Source organism: Arenibacter algicola (genome assembly GCF_018860365.1).
GTDB lineage: Bacteria > Bacteroidota > Bacteroidia > Flavobacteriales > Flavobacteriaceae > Arenibacter > Arenibacter algicola_B.
This window is the reverse complement of the sequence record NZ_JAHKPO010000003.1, coordinates 511,938-530,244: the sequence shown is the minus strand read 5'-3', so window position 1 is coordinate 530,244 and position 18,307 is coordinate 511,938. Positions and strand designations below refer to the sequence as shown.

Here is an 18,307-nt window from a genome sequence, read left to right as displayed (position 1 = left end):
TTTTGACCTATTTGTTCAATTTCAACTCCAAAGTTTTACTATTTACCAATTCATCATGACCTATAAAATATCCCTTGTGTGGTTTTCCTTCAATCTTAATATTTTCAATAAACCTGTTTTGCTCCGAAAAGTTTGAAATTATAGTTATTTTTTCCTGTGGATAATAATCACTATCCAAATGTATGGTTATCTTATTAAACCGTGGCGTTGTTATGGTATAAATTGGATTGGCAGGACTTATGGGATATATCCCCATCATTGAAAAAACGGCCCAGGCAGACATGGTACCCGTATCATCATTTCCTGGAAGTCCATCTGGCGAATTCTTATAATACGTATCAAGCAAGTCCGAAACCATTTGCTGCGTCCGTCTTTCCTCTCCTTTGACATAATTGAATAAATAGGGGTAGGCGATATCCGGTTCATTGGCCATATCAAAATGCCCCTTATCAAAGACATCCTGCAATCTATTTACAAAAGGTTTTGACCCGCCCATTAGTTGCATAAGACCCTTGGCGTCATGGGTGACCATAAATGAATACTGCCAGGCATTGCCTTCTATGAATCCAAGATTTTTTACGAAGTTGGCCCCGGCTTCCGGGTTATAGGGGGTCAACCATGATCCATCGTCATTTTTAGGTCTTAAAAGATTAAATTCCTTGTCGAAAAGATTCCTATAAGAAATAGACCTCTTGGAGAAGCGCTGATAATCTTTCTTCTTGCCCATGGACTTGGCCAACTGGGCTATGGCATAATCTGAAATATTGTACTCCTGGGTAGTAGATACCGATCCACTATTGGTTGTTTTGGTGGTCAGATACCCCTTTTCTAAATAATCCTTTAGTCCAGGGCGAAGGGGGTTATCCTGAATCTGATCTGCACTTTTGATCATTGCGGAATAGGCCTTTTCCACATCAAAGTCCTTTATACCCTTCAAGTAGGTATCGGCTATAACAATTCCTGCCGGATCCCCAACCATAGTGGTAGTTTCCGTGGCATTCAACTCCCACTTTGGCAACCACCCGCTCTCATCATAGATCTGCAGCATACTCTTTACCATATCGGATTGTTGTCTTGGATAAACCAAACTCATAAGCTGATGCAAATTGCGATACGTATCCCAAAGGGAGAATACGGTGTATCTAGTATCCTGGGTCCTTAAGGTTTCCCTGGTTCTAATTTTGGGATACTCCCCATTATAATCATTTAGCGTACTGGGGTGTATTAAAGTATGGTACAGGGCCGTATAAAACTTGATCTTATCCTCTTCAATACCTCCTTCTACCTCAATTTTGGACAAATAGCCGTTCCAATTTTCCTTGGACTCTGCCAAAATTTGGTCAAAACTTCGTGTGGATGTTTCCTTTTCCAGGTTTTCACGGGCGTTTTCAATACTGACATAGGAAACCCCAACTTTCATTTCCACTACCGTAGGCTCTTTAAAACTATATCGCATATAACTCCCTATGCTATCGCCTACAACCTCCATGGCATATCCGGGCATTATTCTTGTCTTTCCATTGTAGCCCATCCATTCCGCCTCGGCACCCTTGTAGGTGGTCGGCTTTTTCCAAACCCCAAATTCATCCGCCGGCTTGGAGAATTTTGCTACAAAATACACTGGATAAGCTTCCTCTGGTTTATAATAGCAAAATGAACCAACAGAACGGACCCCTTCAATTTCCGTTGGTGAAACTACCTTTACAGAAGCACCTTGTTCATTGGTAAGTCCCAAACCAAGATTTATTAGAATATTGGCATCCCCTTTCGGAAAGAAATATTTGCTCACCCCTACCCTGGTCGTAGCGGTGGCCTCTACCTTAATATTATAATCATCCAGGGTATTGGAATAGTATCCTACTTTAGAAATCTCATTGGAATAGGAAGTACCATATTTTAGATAATCAACTTCAAGATCACCTGTGGTGGGCATGGCCAAAATAACCCCTAGTTCCGGGCAGCCTACACCGCTTAGATTAACGTGACTGAATCCTGTTAAAAAAGTGTTCTCCTGAACATAAGGTGTGGATAACCATCGACTGTCTTTTTCCAAAGGTAAATTTTTGGGTCCCGCAACATTAAAGGGGGACACACTTACCATACCCCTTACCGCAATAGGCCCTGGGTTGGTAGTTCCAAAATTTGATGTCCCAATAAACGGATTCACATATTCTACGGGTTGTTTTTGGGCGAAAGCTCCTAGGGAAAAGACTGCCAGTAATAATAGAATTGTATGTTTTGAGCTCATAGTTGTTCTTTACTATTTATGTTTGCGTTGAATGGTCTTCAATCTTAAATTTACACACTCCATCCCCACTCCATAGAGGAGAGTTTTCTCCTACCACAGGATTCAATTTATAATTTCAAAATACCCATCTTGAGAGGAGCCTGCCCCGCCTTTTGGCGAGGGTTAGGGGTGTGTTTTCAGCGGAAGGCTAAGCGTGTGTTTTCAAAACGCCCAAATTATTCCACAACCACCTCATCAATAAACATCCAGGAGCCACCTCCCGTTGGCGGAGAACCTAAATTTGTTGCCTTTACCTTAATATATCTAGCGGTCTGTTTCTCTATTTCGATTACAAAATCCTTTAATTCCGAACCATTGTTTGCCGCATAATCCCGTTTTATGATTCCTGCCCTTTTGAAGGCTTTGCCGTCATCCGAAAGGAAAACCTCCACTTGAATTGGAAAGTAGATCCCAGAACCTTGATTTTCCATGGCTCCAACGGAAATCTTTTCCAATTCCGTAGGAGATTCCATATCAATTACCAATTCCATATCATCCCCCAACCATCCTTGCCATTGTCCGTCGTGAAAATTTTTGGAACCGCGAACTACATTTACCATTCCCAATTCTTTGGCTCCCTGATAGCTGTCGTGATATTTATTTATATAGTTTACAGGTTTCCCCACAGCCTTATGGTAGGTGATTGTTTTTTCAAATAAGGCACCCTCAGGTTGTTCATCTTTATAAACTTGTGCCTTAATGGTAGTAGTCTTTTGGATGCCTATAGGATTGGTGTACTTTTCAGAAGCCAAAGTGATACCGCTACCATCTAGGGTATAGCGAATATCCGCATTGGGGAATTCCGACTTAAGGGCGATTGAAATTACTGCATTTTCAGGATTAACAGTAGTTTCAGTTGTTACCTGATAGGCACTTTTGGCATAATTGACCCCCATAGCACCATATCTTTGAAAAAGACTGCTTACCCTATTTGAAAAATCGTCCCAATTTCTATTATCCTTACTACTCCAAACAGCTTCTGCCAAGGCGGCCAAACGCGGATAGGTCATATACTCCGCTTGGTCATTGGTCGGTACATATTCCGTCCATAAATTAGCCTGACCTCCTAAGACATGCTTGGCCTGCTCCTCACTCATCCCTTCAACCACAGGGTCAAATTGATAGACCTTACTTAGCGGTAAATTACCACCCCAAGCCAACGGCTCAGCATCTTGGTCCCCTTGGTAATAATCAAAATAACAATGTGAATTCGGCGTCATTACCACATCGTGTCCGGCCTCAGAAGCTTCCAGACCACCTTTTACGCCTCGCCAACTCATAACAGTTGCTCCGGGAGCCAAACCGCCTTCCAATATTTCATCCCAACCCAATAAAATTCTTCCCTTGGAACTTAGAAAACGCTCCATTCGTTGAATAAAGTAGCTCTGAAGTTCCTCAACATTGGCCAAGCCTTCATTTGCCACTCTTTTCTTGCAATCAGGACATATCTTCCAGTTGGTCTTGGTGGCCTCATCCCCACCCACATGAATATATTGTGAGGGAAACAATTCCATCACTTCCAATAATACATTTTCCAAAAATTCAAAGGTGGTATCCTTTCCAGCACAGTAAATATCAGTTATAGGCCATACTCCTCCGGAAGGGGCCATTATAGGTTTTTGAAAACAGGACAATTCAGGGTACGCAGCAATGGCACTCATTACGTGTGCCGGCATTTCTATTTCCGGAACCACAGTAACTCCCCTACTACTGGCATAAGCTACAATTTCCTTAATATCCTCTTGGGTATAAAATCCACCATAGGTAGTGGCTGTTCCCAATTCAGCTACAGGCCTGGCATTCCACGGCTTGTCTTCTTGGTCTACCCTAAAGCCACCTACTTCTGTTAATTTTGGATATTTTTTTATTTCTATTCGCCAGCCTTGATCATCTACTAAATGCAAGTGCAGGGTATTCATTTTTAACAAGGCCAATTGGTCTATAGTAGCCAGAACATAATCCTTATCAAAAAAGTGTCTGGAAACATCCAACATAAAACCTCGCCATTTAAATCGAGGGCTATCCTTTATTTCCACATTGGGAATATCCCAATTAATATTGTTAACCGCGCTTTTACTTTCTATGGCGACCGGAAGTAATTGTCTTATCGTTTCCAAACCATACAAAAACCCATTAAGACCATTGGCTTTAATAATCACCTGATTATCCGTCACCTTTAGGTTGTAGCCCTCCTCTGACAAGGACGAATCTGTGGATAATAGGACAAAATTGCTGCTTGGCGCGGTATCTACCACTTCTAAGTTCCATCCGGCCGCTGCGGTAAACTTATCCTTCAATACGTCCAAAACCTCCCCTTGACCCTTAGGTGCCACCAATTTGGTGTCCTCGTTAAAGCGAAATGCCCCTTGGTTAAATTTCATTTCCAAAGGTTTGGGAACAATATTTATATCATTTTCAATAAAAATAGTTTTGCTTTCCTCTCCACACCCCACCAGGATAACTAGCAGAATCACTAAAAAGCTTTGAATTATTGTCTTTTTCATTTTACTCCCTTTGTTCATTTCCATTGACCAGCCCTATAGTTTGTGTAATCACATCATTTTTATTCATCAATACTTCGAAATTCCCCATCTTCCTTGATCGTCAATATTTTTCCTGTAAATGGACTTTTAACCCAAAGATTATATCCAAACTGGTGCTTATCCAAACTGGGTTTTATAGACTTGCCCAAAATATTCTTAGGTGTTGCAACTTGCTTTTCAGCACCCTTTTTCCCTTGTAAAACTCCTCTGTAAAGCGAATACAAATGCCATTTTATATAATCGTCCTGAGGAATGGAGAAATTGGCCTTTCCACCAGCCTCTTCTGAAGAAAAGTATACATAGCCCCAATGCTCCGGTTCATGCATATTTATAACTCCTTGAGGTGACCAAACCCAATTATATTCGGGCATAAACTTTCCATTATCGTCCTTTTTTCTGGAATACCTCCCGTCCGTTAGATCAAATTTCCAGTTGACCCTGGAGAAGTTGATCCTCCAAAAATCGTTCTCAGGCACTTGGCCTCCGCTGCTTGCTTCGGTGATCACTTTCCATGGAATGGCTATTTCCACGGTCCATCCTTTGTCCGTGTCCGAGGAATCATTTAAGGTACCGTCGATACTAACTGCCGATTTCACCCCTTGAATATCCCAACTATCTATTACTTTGCCGTGGTTCCTATATGGCTTGGTCAAAAATAAGTCCCACAGTGTATTATGGGCATTCATCTCGTATTCGTAATAATTATGGGTATCGCCGTCCGGGTCTATAAAAATCTCAAAATCATTGTTGTAAAAAATAACGGTATCCCTTTGTTTTAAAGTAGCCCACACATGTGGCTCCTCCATTTCCGCCATAACATATAGGTAATCATTATCCCATAACATTTTCATCCTAGTCCTATAATCTGGTATCAGTTTTCCTTCGATATCAATATAATCTTGGGACCAGGTTGCTTTTTGCCAAGAAGCGTCATCCCCTTTCCCATCTATAGTCAGTGCTTCACTGGCCTTATATGCAATATAGTTTCTTGGTACAAGCTCTTGGCCTTTTACTGCGGTAAAGCCAGCGCACAAAAACAATAGCGCCAAGGACCAGGTTCTGGTTTGGATGGAAAAAGTGGTCTTCATATTTTGATTTTTATTATTTCTATTTAACGAGCAAAAGCCGTGTGGAAAAACACGGATTACAAACTATTCTCCTTTGTGAATTTTACAATTTCAGATATGCGTCCAAATGCCAAGCCGGTAACCGTATCCGCAGCCCCATAATAAATGGCTACCCTATCCTCTTCGATTGAATGCAATGCCGCACATGGAAACACTACATTTGGGACATCGCCCACACATTCATAATTTGTCTGTGGAGATAACAAGTAAGGCTTGGTTCTATACAATACCTGATCTGGTCGTTCCTTATCCAAAATAGCCGCACCCATGGAATATCTAAATCCGTTACAGGTATTTATTACACCATGATAAAATGTGAGCCAACCCTCATCGGTCAGTATAGGAATTGGTCCTGCCCCTATCTTGGTGCACTGCCATGCGCTATCTACAAAAGGGGTCACCTTCATTACACAGCGGTGCTCTCCCCAATATTTCATATCTGGACTATAACTAATGTATATGTCGCCAAAAGGGGTATGGCCATTATCACTCGGGCGACTCAACATAGCATATTTACCATCTATCTTCTCTGGAAATAATACGCCGTTCCTATTAAAGGGTAAAAAGGCATTTTCGCATTGAAAAAATTCCTTGAAATCGAAGGTATACCCGATACCAATGGTTGGACCGTTGTATCCGTTACACCAGGTGATCCAATACCTATCCTCAATAAAGACCACCCTAGGATCGTATTTATAGTCGGATTCTATCATATTGGTATTGCCTGCCTGAAACTGAATGGGCTCATGGTTGATATCCCAATCTATACCATTCTTGCTAAAACCGGCAAAAATATTCATCTGTACCGCCTTATTATCACAACGGAATACGCCAGCAAACCCATCTTGAAATGGAACTACCGCACTATTAAAAATACTATTGGAAGAAGGGATTGCATCCCTCTTTACCACAGGATTCTCCGTATATCGCCAAACTACATCTGCACTATTGGCAGGCCTTTCTTGCCATGGAATGTTACTCACTTTATTTTGATTTAAATATTATAACTAAACTTATTTCTCTCTAATGTAATCTATCTAAAACTTAGTTCTAGGAACTTGTCAATTTTTTCTAATTTGGTATTTTTCGAACCTTATCCAACCAAGTAAACTTTAAAATTGCCGAAGTGGCACCAAATATCACTAATGCAACAATAGCTTTAGGATAATCCCTGATCATAAAATATATGGGGAGCACAATCATACTGGACTGCCATATGATGCCAATGGCACAGTTCATCATATCCCACCAAAATTCATTGTTCTTTTCAAATGTAGGATCTTCCGCTTTCAATTCTTTATATATCGGATTCCACCAACCCCAAGGTTTCACATTCTTGTAGAAGGATTTTAACACTTCCTTGTCGGTCGCAGGGCTAAAATAGGTCCCCAAAAACGAACCCAACATAGAGACCCCAAAAATTATAGGGAATAGATAAATGGCATGGACATGGGAAAGCTCGTACAACAAGCTACCCTCTGTAAAATTGCCTTTATTGTTATCTAGCACAAATTGTAATGAAGCAATAATCAAACCGGACAACATACCCCAAAAATAGCCCCAACCGTTAAATCGCCACCAGATCCATTTTAAAAAATTAGCTGCAACATACCCCCCGAACAACGCACTTGTTATCCAAAGGGTCAGGGAATTGATGGAATCTGCAAAAAATCCCATAACAACACCTAAAATCACCACCAAAAAGGAGGCTATATGACTCACTTTAATATAATGCTTGTGCGACGCTTCCGGCCTAAAGTATTTTTTGTAAATATCATTGACCAAATAAGCGGGACCGGCATTTACAAAAGCCGAGAAAGTAGACATAAAAGCTGCAAGCAAACCGGCCAACAGCAAGCCTTTTATTCCCACCGGCACATGAAAGTTGATTACTTTGGGCAGCAATACCTCCAACTCCGCACCGGTAAGTCCAGGATTGGCAATCATTTCCGGGGTTAGTACAACCAGGGCAATTACTACAATCCCGGTTATTAACAAATACCTGGGAATAAACAGCACCAAATTTGTAAAACCACTCATGTAAGCGGCATCTTTCACGGTACGGGTAGACAAGATTCTTTGAAGGTCGTAACTAGGCGTAGGTCCCGCTATACTAGCAAAGAAACCTTTAAAAAGTGTCATTCCTATCAAGGCCCCGAACATCTTATATCCCTCAGAATCGATCAAATCATTAAAAGCCTGAAATTCCTTATCCCAATGGGTTCCCAATTCCCAACCAAAGAATACGTTTTTCCATTCGGCACTTATTACCGAGTTGATCTCTACATCGGAGAAAGCAAAAAAGGCATAGCCCGCAACAAGTATCCCAGCAATAACCATAATGATATATTGGAGTACTTCCGTAGCTACCACCGAGAACATTCCTCCCTTCACGGTATAGATCGTGGTCAAAAATATGATGATCATGGCATAGGACTGTTCAGAGTTCAACAAAACCATCTCCCCTATATGCAAAGCCATATCCCATGGTAGGATAATGGTCAAAAATTTACCAACGCCTTCAAAAAAATAAGCAATAAATCCTACGGCGGCAACAATAGCAAATACGGCCACTATACTATGGGAAGCCCTCCCTGCCCTATCGTCCCCAAAGCGGGTAAGTATCCATTCCGATCCGGTCATAATATTGGACCGCCGAATCCAAACCGCCAAGAACATCATAACAAAGATTTGGTTCCAAATTGGCCATAGCCACATGAACATAAAACTCTTTACCCCGTACAAAAATAGAATTCCTACCATCCACGCGGTACCGGAAACATCGAACATGCCAGATCCATTACTTAGCCCCAGATAATACCATTTTATGTTATTCCCTCCTAAAAAATACGACTTAAGGCCTTGGGATGCTTTTTTTGAAACCCAAATACCAACAAAGAGGGTCAACACTATATAGGCAACAATAATTGCCACATCGATTGCATTCATTCAATTTATTTTTTTAGGGTCAAAGCAAAAAAGCTCATCAACCAGTGATTTTTTATTTATAAAGGTTTAAAAAAAATATCGCAGCCTTATGTTTTTTCGCGCCTAAAGACAAGAACTCTTATTTTTTTTATAAATTCCCCAAATTTTCAAAACTATATTGGCGATAATTCAAAAAGTAAATAAAAACCAACAAGGGCATTCCACTTACCTGAACTAAATATTTGATTTTTTTTCAGGAAGAAGAATAAAATTAGACCAACAACCAACCCGTAAAGCCAAACGCCAATTTTTAGAATTTAAGACCGTGATCAATGCTAATGCCAATCAAAAAACTGAATCCTAAATTATTTAGTAGAAATAGTTCCGGTGATTTTAATATCAATTACAGGCACCATATCATTTTTTGGGCCGTGTATATCCTGTTCAATATTTTCCGCTGGGGAAATCTACACCAGGATTTTGCCTATTCCATAAAAACCAACTTATTGGGTTTCCCCATACATATGGCCTTGGCATACTTCAATATTTATTTTTTGATGCCCAAATTCGTTTACACGAAACGATATATTACTTATACTTTTTTACTCCTGGCCTCTTTGTTCATAGGACTATTGGTAAAATTCAACCTTACTTATTATTTAGTAAGCAACAACGTAATGCCCGAAGCCGGGGATGTTGAAAGCCTTACACTGAATTACGCCATAGTTACCATGCTGGGAGAACTTTATGTAATGTCGTTTGTGACGGCCATAAAAATTACGGTAGACTGGTTAAATGAAAACAGCAAACTCCACGAACTGGAAAAAAGACAGTTGACCACGGAATTAAAATTCCTAAGATCACAGGTTTCGCCACATTTCTTCTTTAACACGTTAAATAACATATATTCCCTAACTTTAGAAAAATCGGACAAGGCCCCTCAGGTAGTTCTAAGGTTATCAGAATTAATGCGTTATTTGCTATATGCTACGGACAAACCCTATCAGGATTTGACCAAAGAAATTGAATGTATCCAAAACTATATCGATTTGGAACGTATCCGATTTGACAATTCTTTACAAATTGATATGAATATTTCGGGCGATATTGAAGGAAAGGGAATTGCCCCCATGCTATTGATGCCCTTTATAGAAAACAGTTTTAAACATGGCGCCAGTAAAAATATTGGCAAAATGTACATCAAAATAAATTTGGAAGTTGTGGACGACATCCTGAATTTTGAAATCAGCAACAATATTCCACAAAATAAGTCGCGCAACACAATAAACCCAGAAGTTGGTGGAATTGGACTTACCAATGTAAAAAAACGATTGGAACTGGGCTACGAACCCAAAGATTACAATCTATCTATCTTTGAAAAGGACAAAATGTTTAACGTTATTCTTAAATTAAAGGTGTAATGAGTTTTAAGGTAATAATTATCGACGATGAACCACTGGCAATCAACATATTAAAGAACTATGTGGAACAGATTAAGGAACTGGATCTGGTTCAAACCTTCACCAACGCTATTGACGCTTCCACTTTTTTACAGAGAAATGAAGTAGACATTGTATTCCTGGATATCAATATGCCCATTATGAACGGCCTTGATCTCCTGGGAAGTGTAAATTCAAAAGCTATGGTAGTTATGACAACGGCCCATGAAGATTATGCCCTTAAAAGTTTTGAGTTGGAGGCCATAGACTACTTGGTGAAACCCATACCTTTCCACAGATTTTTAAAGACGGTTAATAGAATTATTAATTTAAAGGAAGGAGTTCCCAAGAACGAAGTGCATACGACCAATGATAATCCAAGTATTTTTGTAAAGGTCGATAAGAAAAAATTGCAAAAAATTTATTTGGACGACATTATTGTCATTGAAAGTCTAAAGGATTACATCAGGATAAAGACCAAAGCCAACAAACATATCATTCATAAAACCTTGAGTAGTTTTACGGAGGAACTACCTGCAGACAAATTTATAAGAATACATAGGTCTTATACCATAGCCATCAACAAGATAGATGCTATTGAAGGCAACAGCGTGGAAGTGCAGGGCATTAGATATACTATTGGGCGTAGTTACCTCAACGAAGTAAAAAGTAAAATTCTAGATGGTGATTTGGAATAAACCTTCCTAATTACACTTTATTCTTTTTTTTCGCCGCATTTAGCTGTCTTGGATTGTCATTTGTCGAAATTTACCGTTAAATTATTGTAAACTCGTTAACTTAGAAGGTGTTATTTTATCCAAAATCAAATGTTGGTCCAACCTACAAAAAAATTCCTTACCCGATCCCTAACCGGATTATATTCACTTTTGGTGTCCATTCCTGTTTTGGTCGCCTTTGGCTGCAACACTGGAGTACAAACCTCCGAAACGACTGTTAGCAACGATATTAACGGAAGAGTTCCCGATAAAATAGACTTTACTTTTCATGTAAAACCAATCCTATCGGACCGGTGTTTCAAATGCCATGGTCCCGATAAAAACGCCATAGAGGGCGGACTATCCTTGAACACGGCCGAAGATGCCTATATGGCCTTGGGTAAAAAGAAGGACCATTATGCCATTGTTCCCGGTGATGTTGAAAAAAGTGAATTGGTCAATCGCATATACACCGCGGACGAATCCTTAATGATGCCGCCTCCAGAATCCAACCTTACCCTTACCCAGTACGAAAAGGAAGTTTTAAAAAAATGGATAGATCAAGGAGCCGAATACAAGGAACATTGGGCATTTATTGCTCCTGAAAAGCCAATTGTACCAAAAACGACCAATACTACCTGGGCCCAAAATGAAATTGACCAATTTGTTTTAGCACAACTGGAACAAAAAGGCCTGCAACCCAGTGAAAAAGCTTCAAAAGAAAAATTGTTAAGAAGGGTGTTCTTCGACCTAACCGGGCTACCACCAAGCGTGGAACAAATAAACAACTTCGTCAACAACGACTCCCCCACTGCCTTTGAAGAAATTATAGATTCCCTGTTAAATACTATGGACTACGCAGAGCACATGTCCGCTGAATGGATGGATATTGCGCGATATGCGGACACCCATGGATACCAAGACGATTTTGAACGAATCATGTGGCCTTGGCGCGACTGGGTAATTCACGCCTTTAAGCAGAACATGCCCTATGACCAGTTTGTCACCTATCAATTAGCGGGAGATCTTCTGCCCAATGCCAACGCGGAACAGATTCTTGCCACAGGTTTCAACAGGAACCACAAGATTACCTTTGAGGGCGGGGTTATACCCGAAGAATATCGTATTGAGTATGTAGAGGACAGGGCGGTGACCTTTGGAACTGCTTTTCTGGGTTTAACTTTTGAATGTGCAAGATGCCACGATCACAAGTATGACCCAATAAGTCAAAAAAACCATTTTGAATTGTTCAGTTTCTTCAATAATATTGACGAATTAGGACTGACACCAGGTGGGGCTGGAAAAATTCCAAAACCATATATGACCATTACCGAAAAGGAGAAAAATGGCATATTGAGCTTTGTTCAACTCCAAAAATCCACCATGAAAGAAGTTCCTGTAATGGTCATGAACGAAATGGAGGAAATTAGACCATCCTATATCTTGAACAGGGGCGTTTACGACCAACCCACTACACAGGTATACCCCAATACACCCGAATCCATACTCCCTTTCCCTGAGGAATATCCCAAAAACCGATTGGGATTGGCAAAATGGCTTTTCCATGAAGACAATCCATTGACTGCCAGGGTTACCGTAAACAGGTATTGGCAACGCATGTTTGGCACAGGTTTGGTGGCATCTTCCTTCGATTTTGGCAATCAAGGCTCATTGCCTACACACCCAGAGTTGCTAGACTTCCTTGCCATAAAATTAAAGGAAGAAGGTTGGGATTCAAGAAAAATATTAAAATATATGGCCCTTTCGGCCACGTACCAACAAAGCACCAAGGTATCCAAGGAATTACAGGAATTAGACCCTGAAAACCGACTATTGGCACGTGCCCCAAGATTAAGGCTAACAGCCGAATTAATTAGGGACCAAGCCCTCAAGATCAGTGGATTGCTCAACAAAGAGGTGGGCGGCCCAAGTGTTAAACCTTATCAACCCGCCGGTATTTGGGAGGCCACCACTGGAGGCGGAGGAGGAAGTACGGCCACCTACATTACCAGCACGGGAAAAGACCTATATAGAAAAAGTTTGTACACCTTCTGGAAAAGAACCGTTCCTCCACCAAGCATGATGACTTTTGATGCGGCATCCAGAGATCTTTGTACTGTAAAACGGCAAGAAACCAATACCCCCTTACAGGCATTGGTATTGTTAAACGATCCCCAAATCATTGAGGCATCGAGGCTCATTGCCAAAAACGCCATTGATCGCAATAAAGAAATCAGCGAACAAATAAAATATATATTTAAACTGGCAACGTCCAGAACTCCGGATGAGGAAGAATTGTCCATGTTGAACAATTATTACAATAGCATGCTCCAAAAAGTGGATGAAGAAGGTATAGACCCGCAGGACTATCTGTCCATTGGAGATTTTGAAATAGATAGTTCCTATTCAAAAAACCAATTGGCCGCCTTGGCATTAACGGCACATACTATTTTAAATTTAGACGAAACTATAACCAGGGGTTGATCATGAGCGAAAAAAAAATTATAGAAGAACGATCCTTGATTTTAAACCGAAGGTCATTTTTAGGCAAAACGGCCTTAGGCGTAGGCGGGGTAGCACTAGCATCCCTTTTAGGTGCAAACCTATTTAGAAAAGATAAAAATGGCATACTTACCAAGGATGATGGCCTGGAAGGGGTTAAGGGAATTTTAAATTCACTCCATCACCCGGCCAAAATTAAAAGGGTAATCTATCTGTTTCAAAGTGGGGGACCTTCCCAATTGGAACTTTTTGACTATAAACCACTTTTGAATAAAAGACGCGGGGAAGATCTGCCAGAATCTATCAGAAATGGACAACGGCTTACGGGGATGACTGCCGGACAGGATAAATTTCCCTTGGTCGGTTCCCTGCACAATTTTAGCCAGCATGGCAAGAACGGCACCTACATAAGTGATATTCTTCCCTATACCGCTAAAATGGTAGACGAGCTATGCATTATAAAATCCATGTACACGGAAGCCATAAATCATGATCCTGCGGTTACGTTCTTCCAGACAGGATCCCAACAACCCGGAAGGCCCAGTATCGGATCATGGTTAAGTTATGGTTTGGGCAGCGAAAATGAAAATCTCCCGGCATTCACGGTCCTGTTGTCACGAGGCACGGGTAGACCCAACGGACAACCCTTATACACTAGGTTATGGGGCAATGGTTTTTTACACTCGCTTCATCAAGGTGTTCAATTTAGGGCAGCCAAGGATCCCGTTCTATATCTGAACGATCCCAAGGGCATTACCAAAGAGGTTAAACGCGAAATGTTGGACAATTTAGCGGCTTTGAACGACAAGCACTATCAAGATTCCGGTGATCCTGAAATAAAAAGTAGAATTGCCCAATATGAAATGGCATACAGGATGCAAACCTCCGTCCCAAATGTTATGGACACTGCCAATGAACCCGATTATATCTATGAAATGTACGGGCCCGAAGCTAAAATTCCGGGAACCTATGCAGCAAATTGCCTTTTGGCAAGAAGATTGGCGGAACAAGACGTACGTTTTATCCAATTGTACCATATGGGTTGGGATCAACACGACAATCTACCTGGGGCCATTGCCAAACAGGCAAAAGACGTAGACCAAGCTTCTGCCGCTCTTGTGGCCGATCTAAAACAACGTGGATTATTGGAGGATACCTTGGTGATTTGGGGAGGAGAGTTTGGAAGAACCAATTATTCACAAGGTCTTTTAACGGATACCAATTATGGTAGGGACCATCATCCAAGATCTTTTACCATTTGGATGGCCGGAGGAGGTATAAAACCCGGTATCGTCTATGGAGAAACGGATGATTTTGGATACAACATTGTAAAGGACCCGGTGCATGTACACGATTTCCAAGCAACAATGTTGCATTTATTAGGAATAGACCATGAGAAATTAACTTATAAATACCAGGGAAGAAGGTTTAGATTAACAGATGTGGAAGGCCATATTGTAAAGGATATCCTAACCTAAACCTATACACCAAAGAATGATACTACAGATTATAAGCCTTGGTCGCCTACATCCCCTATTGGTACACTTGCCCATTGGTATTCTTGTATTGGCCTTTCTAATGGAACTATACTTTAGAAAGAAAAATTCCGGAACGGAAAACGATATTATTAAATTTACTCTTGCCATTGCTGCAGCAAGCACAGTGCTATCAGTGGCCAGTGGTTGGTTATTGGGCGAAGAGGGGGGTTATGATGAGACCTTGTTGTTTAGGCATCGCTGGATGGCCGTTGGATTGGCCATAGGCACTACCCTTCTATATTTTATTAAAAAATATCCAAAGGCCTGGTCCAAAAACATATACCTACCCCTTTTTATAAGCGTTATGGCCCTTTTAGGCCTAACAGGACATTATGGTGGGAGCATGACCCATGGGGAGGACTATCTGTATAAAAATGAAAAAGCGAAAAAGGTAGTTATTACAGACGTTGACAATGCCTTGGTATTCAATGACATCATAATGCCAATTCTGGATGAAAAGTGTGTAAGTTGCCACAATCCCAACAAGGTTAAGGGAGGCTTAATTATGACCAACAAAGAGCAACTGCTTTTGGGGGGAGAATCGGGCAGCTTATTGGTTGCCGAAAAGGACGAAGTCCCCAGATTGATACACCACATAAAACTACCTATGGAAGACGAGGACCATATGCCTCCAAAGGGTAAGGTGCAACTGACCAATCACGAAATTCAATTGTTGGAATGGTGGATAGGCCATGAAAACTGTTTTGATTGTGTGGCCGGAACTTTGGATAAAACCGAAAAGATCAATGATATTTTAAATTCATTGGAAGAAGACACTTCCACTAGGGCGCTTATTGCAAAAGAAGTGGAAATGGTTCCCGAAGACTGGTTGGCCTCCATAAACATCAACGGACCTATTATCACAAAATTGGCGGAAAAAAATCCCCTTTTAATAGTAAACTTGTCGGGCAATCAGAGTTTGGAAAAAAATGATCTGAAAGCACTAAAAAAGCATGCCGAAAACATTGTTGAACTCAATTTGGGCAACTCTAATTTTAATGATACTATTTCTTCGTATTTAACTTCCTTCAAGAATCTTACCAAATTACAATTACAAAATACAAAGATCACGGATAAGTCCATGGCGTCCATAGGAGATTTAAAACACTTGGAGTCCCTAAATATTTATGGTACCGATATTACGGATCAGGGTCTGGAAAAGTTAACCGCTCTAAATGGTTTAAAAACTTTATATCCATGGAATTCCAAAATCACCAAAGAAGCTCTGGATCACTTTAGCAATAAGTATAAGGGGGTTACAGTGGTAAGCATCAACGAAGATCTCTTTACCCCATCCAGCTTGGAACCACCATCCATTATTGCAGATACCGATTTCTTCAAGGATTCGATTGAGGTGACCCTAGATTATTTTTTCAAGGGAGTGGACCTCTACTATACCTTGGACGGTTCAGAACCGGACACCACATCCACGAAATACAATGAACCCATTTTACTGACCACCTCTACCCAGCTCAAAGCTGTTAGTCATAAATCGGGTTGGGAATTAAGCCCTGTTAAAACCGTCAGTTTTAAAAAATCGAATATTCTACCCAATTCCATTACCCTAAACAATAAACCCAACGAAAAATACAAAGGAAATGGAGGAAACACCTTGATAGATCTTAAAAGAGGAACCATCAATTTTGTTGACGGCAATTGGATAGGTTATGAAGGCAGTAATTTTGCAGCCACTCTAAAACTCCAAAAAGAAGAATTGATATCTACGGTATCGGTAGGGGCATTTTCTTCACCTGAAAAATGGATTTTTTATCCAACAGGTTTCAAAGTGTGGGTATCACAGGATGGCAATAATTTTAAGCTTGTCCACACGGAGAAAGTTCCGACGGAAAAACCCAACTCGGATACCAAATTTCAATTTTTCGACCTAAACATACCTCCAACCAAATCTACTTATGTAAAAGTAGAAGTAATAAGTCAACTTAAGAACCCGTCCTGGCATGCTAACCCTGGGGGGAAAAGTTGGTTGTTCGTAGACGAGATAGTCCTTAATTAAAAATATTGGATAGTGCAACCTCTAAAATCTCTTGTGTAACAATTGTTACATAGAGAATTTTAGATAACTTTATCTTTGCATCTTAATAAATAATATGGATTATATACTTCAACCCTGGCCATGGTATGTGTCCGGGCCTTTGATTGCCCTCGTAATGCTAATTTTGGTGTTTTTCGGAAAAACTTTCGGCATGTCCTCCAATTTACAGACACTTTGCAGCATTGGCGGTGCAGGGAAATTTTCGGACTATTTCAGACTGGATTGGAAGGCACAGCGCTGGAATCTCACCGTTGTTCTTGGAGCCATCCTTGGTGGATTCATAGCAACACAATATTTATCCGATGGTTCGGCAATTGCCTTAAGCGCGGAAACCATTTCGGATCTAAATGCCTTAGGGTTTAATGAGGCAGGGGAAACCCTCCTACCCCCCGAGATTTATAGTTGGGAAAATGTGTTGAGCCTAAAAGGGATTTCAGTCTTGGTCATTGCGGGATTTTTAGTAGGCTTTGGAACCAGGTATGCCGGAGGATGTACTTCGGGCCATGCTATTACAGGCCTAAGCAACCTTCAGCTACCCTCGCTCATAGCGGTAATAGGTTTCTTTGTTGGCGGACTTATAATGACCTTCTTTATTCTACCCTTAATTTTTGGATCTTAAAAATGAATTTCAAGAAGCATACCGTATATACGTGGAGCTAAATATTGGATTCATCAATTATTGTAATATCAATTAATAATAAACTTAAGGCTGGAGAAATTGTTTTCAGCAAAAGCACATAACAGAAACAAAATGAAATTCTTAAAATTCTTGTTGGTCGGTATCTTCTTTGGTATTGTTCTAGTGAAATCGGAAGCAGTGTCTTGGTATCGTATCTATGAAATGTTCAAGTTTCAATCCTTTCATATGTACGGAATTATTGGGTCTGCAGTATTTCTGGGCGTTCTTTTTATTTGGATCTTTAAAAAATACAAGGTTAAGAGCATAGAAGGGCGAGAAATAGACTTGCTTCCAAAAGAAAAAGGTGTGGCAAGATATATCCTTGGCGGTACCATCTTTGGCTTAGGATGGGCCTTGGCAGGTGCTTGCCCTGGACCCATGTACATTCTGGTAGGTACAGGTGTTTTTAGTATGTTCATTGTTATTGCAGCTGCCCTATTGGGCACATTCACCTACGGCCTACTTCAGAAGAAATTGCCCCATTAAAATCACACA

General features: G+C 40.6%; 12 protein-coding genes. 7 read left to right on the top strand and 5 right to left on the bottom strand.

What is annotated here, in order from left to right:
• Positions 1–7: 7 nt before the first annotated feature.
• From KO529_RS04225 to KO529_RS04205, 5 genes are all read right to left on the bottom strand, one after another.
• Complete coding sequence (locus tag KO529_RS04225) at positions 8–2,248, bottom strand: GH92 family glycosyl hydrolase (RefSeq protein WP_215946658.1); 2,241 nt, start codon at positions 2,246–2,248, stop codon at positions 8–10.
• Between the two features lie 215 nt (positions 2,249–2,463).
• Positions 2,464–4,791 carry a family 20 glycosylhydrolase gene (locus KO529_RS04220; RefSeq protein WP_215946657.1) on the bottom strand — a complete coding sequence of 776 codons (2,328 nt, stop codon included), beginning with the start codon at positions 4,789–4,791 and terminating at the stop codon, positions 2,464–2,466.
• A gap of 59 nt (positions 4,792–4,850) precedes the next feature.
• Positions 4,851–5,918, bottom strand: coding sequence for a carbohydrate-binding family 9-like protein (locus KO529_RS04215; protein ID WP_215946656.1), 1,068 nt, complete (start codon positions 5,916–5,918; stop codon positions 4,851–4,853).
• A gap of 56 nt (positions 5,919–5,974) precedes the next feature.
• On the bottom strand, positions 5,975–6,940 hold the full coding sequence (locus KO529_RS04210; protein ID WP_215946655.1) for a glycoside hydrolase family 130 protein: 966 nt from the start codon (positions 6,938–6,940) through the stop codon (positions 5,975–5,977).
• A gap of 88 nt (positions 6,941–7,028) precedes the next feature.
• A complete protein-coding gene (locus KO529_RS04205) occupies positions 7,029–8,906 on the bottom strand; it encodes a sodium:solute symporter family protein (RefSeq protein WP_215946654.1) in 1,878 nt (625 codons plus the stop codon).
• A gap of 317 nt (positions 8,907–9,223) precedes the next feature.
• Between KO529_RS04205 and KO529_RS04200 the strand changes: the two genes are divergently transcribed.
• From KO529_RS04200 to KO529_RS04170, 7 genes are all read left to right on the top strand, one after another.
• Positions 9,224–10,306 (top strand): sensor histidine kinase, encoded by a 1,083-nt coding sequence (locus tag KO529_RS04200; RefSeq protein ID WP_215946653.1) that lies wholly within the window; start codon positions 9,224–9,226, stop codon positions 10,304–10,306.
• Positions 10,306–11,022, top strand: a complete 717-nt coding sequence (locus KO529_RS04195) for a LytR/AlgR family response regulator transcription factor (protein ID WP_215946652.1) — start codon at positions 10,306–10,308, stop codon at positions 11,020–11,022. The genes KO529_RS04200 and KO529_RS04195 overlap by 1 nt, the downstream gene beginning before the upstream one ends.
• A gap of 129 nt (positions 11,023–11,151) precedes the next feature.
• Entirely contained in the window at positions 11,152–13,524 is a 2,373-nt protein-coding gene (locus tag KO529_RS04190) for a PSD1 and planctomycete cytochrome C domain-containing protein (protein WP_215946651.1), read from the top strand.
• 2 nt (positions 13,525–13,526) lie between these two features.
• Entirely contained in the window at positions 13,527–15,020 is a 1,494-nt protein-coding gene (locus KO529_RS04185) for a DUF1501 domain-containing protein (protein ID WP_215946650.1), read from the top strand.
• Between the two features lie 16 nt (positions 15,021–15,036).
• Positions 15,037–17,094 (top strand): chitobiase/beta-hexosaminidase C-terminal domain-containing protein, encoded by a 2,058-nt coding sequence (locus tag KO529_RS04180; protein ID WP_215946649.1) that lies wholly within the window; start codon positions 15,037–15,039, stop codon positions 17,092–17,094.
• A 94-nt stretch (positions 17,095–17,188) separates the two neighbouring features.
• Positions 17,189–17,752 carry a YeeE/YedE family protein gene (locus tag KO529_RS04175; protein WP_215946648.1) on the top strand — a complete coding sequence of 188 codons (564 nt, stop codon included), beginning with the start codon at positions 17,189–17,191 and terminating at the stop codon, positions 17,750–17,752.
• 132 nt (positions 17,753–17,884) lie between these two features.
• Positions 17,885–18,298, top strand: coding sequence for a DUF6691 family protein (locus tag KO529_RS04170; protein ID WP_215946647.1), 414 nt, complete (start codon positions 17,885–17,887; stop codon positions 18,296–18,298).
• Positions 18,299–18,307 lie beyond the last annotated feature (9 nt).

Coding starts and splice junctions, on each gene's coding strand:
- KO529_RS04195 (WP_215946652.1), top strand. CDS start 10,306: ATGAGTTTTAAGGTAATAATTATCGACGATGAACCACTGGCAATCAAC.
- KO529_RS04220 (WP_215946657.1), bottom strand. CDS start 4,791: ATGAAAAAGACAATAATTCAAAGCTTTTTAGTGATTCTGCTAGTTATC.
- KO529_RS04225 (WP_215946658.1), bottom strand. CDS start 2,248: ATGAGCTCAAAACATACAATTCTATTATTACTGGCAGTCTTTTCCCTA.
- KO529_RS04205 (WP_215946654.1), bottom strand. CDS start 8,906: ATGAATGCAATCGATGTGGCAATTATTGTTGCCTATATAGTGTTGACC.
- KO529_RS04180 (WP_215946649.1), top strand. CDS start 15,037: ATGATACTACAGATTATAAGCCTTGGTCGCCTACATCCCCTATTGGTA.
- KO529_RS04200 (WP_215946653.1), top strand. CDS start 9,224: ATGCCAATCAAAAAACTGAATCCTAAATTATTTAGTAGAAATAGTTCC.
- KO529_RS04185 (WP_215946650.1), top strand. CDS start 13,527: ATGAGCGAAAAAAAAATTATAGAAGAACGATCCTTGATTTTAAACCGA.
- KO529_RS04170 (WP_215946647.1), top strand. CDS start 17,885: ATGAAATTCTTAAAATTCTTGTTGGTCGGTATCTTCTTTGGTATTGTT.
- KO529_RS04190 (WP_215946651.1), top strand. CDS start 11,152: ATGTTGGTCCAACCTACAAAAAAATTCCTTACCCGATCCCTAACCGGA.
- KO529_RS04215 (WP_215946656.1), bottom strand. CDS start 5,918: ATGAAGACCACTTTTTCCATCCAAACCAGAACCTGGTCCTTGGCGCTA.
- KO529_RS04175 (WP_215946648.1), top strand. CDS start 17,189: ATGGATTATATACTTCAACCCTGGCCATGGTATGTGTCCGGGCCTTTG.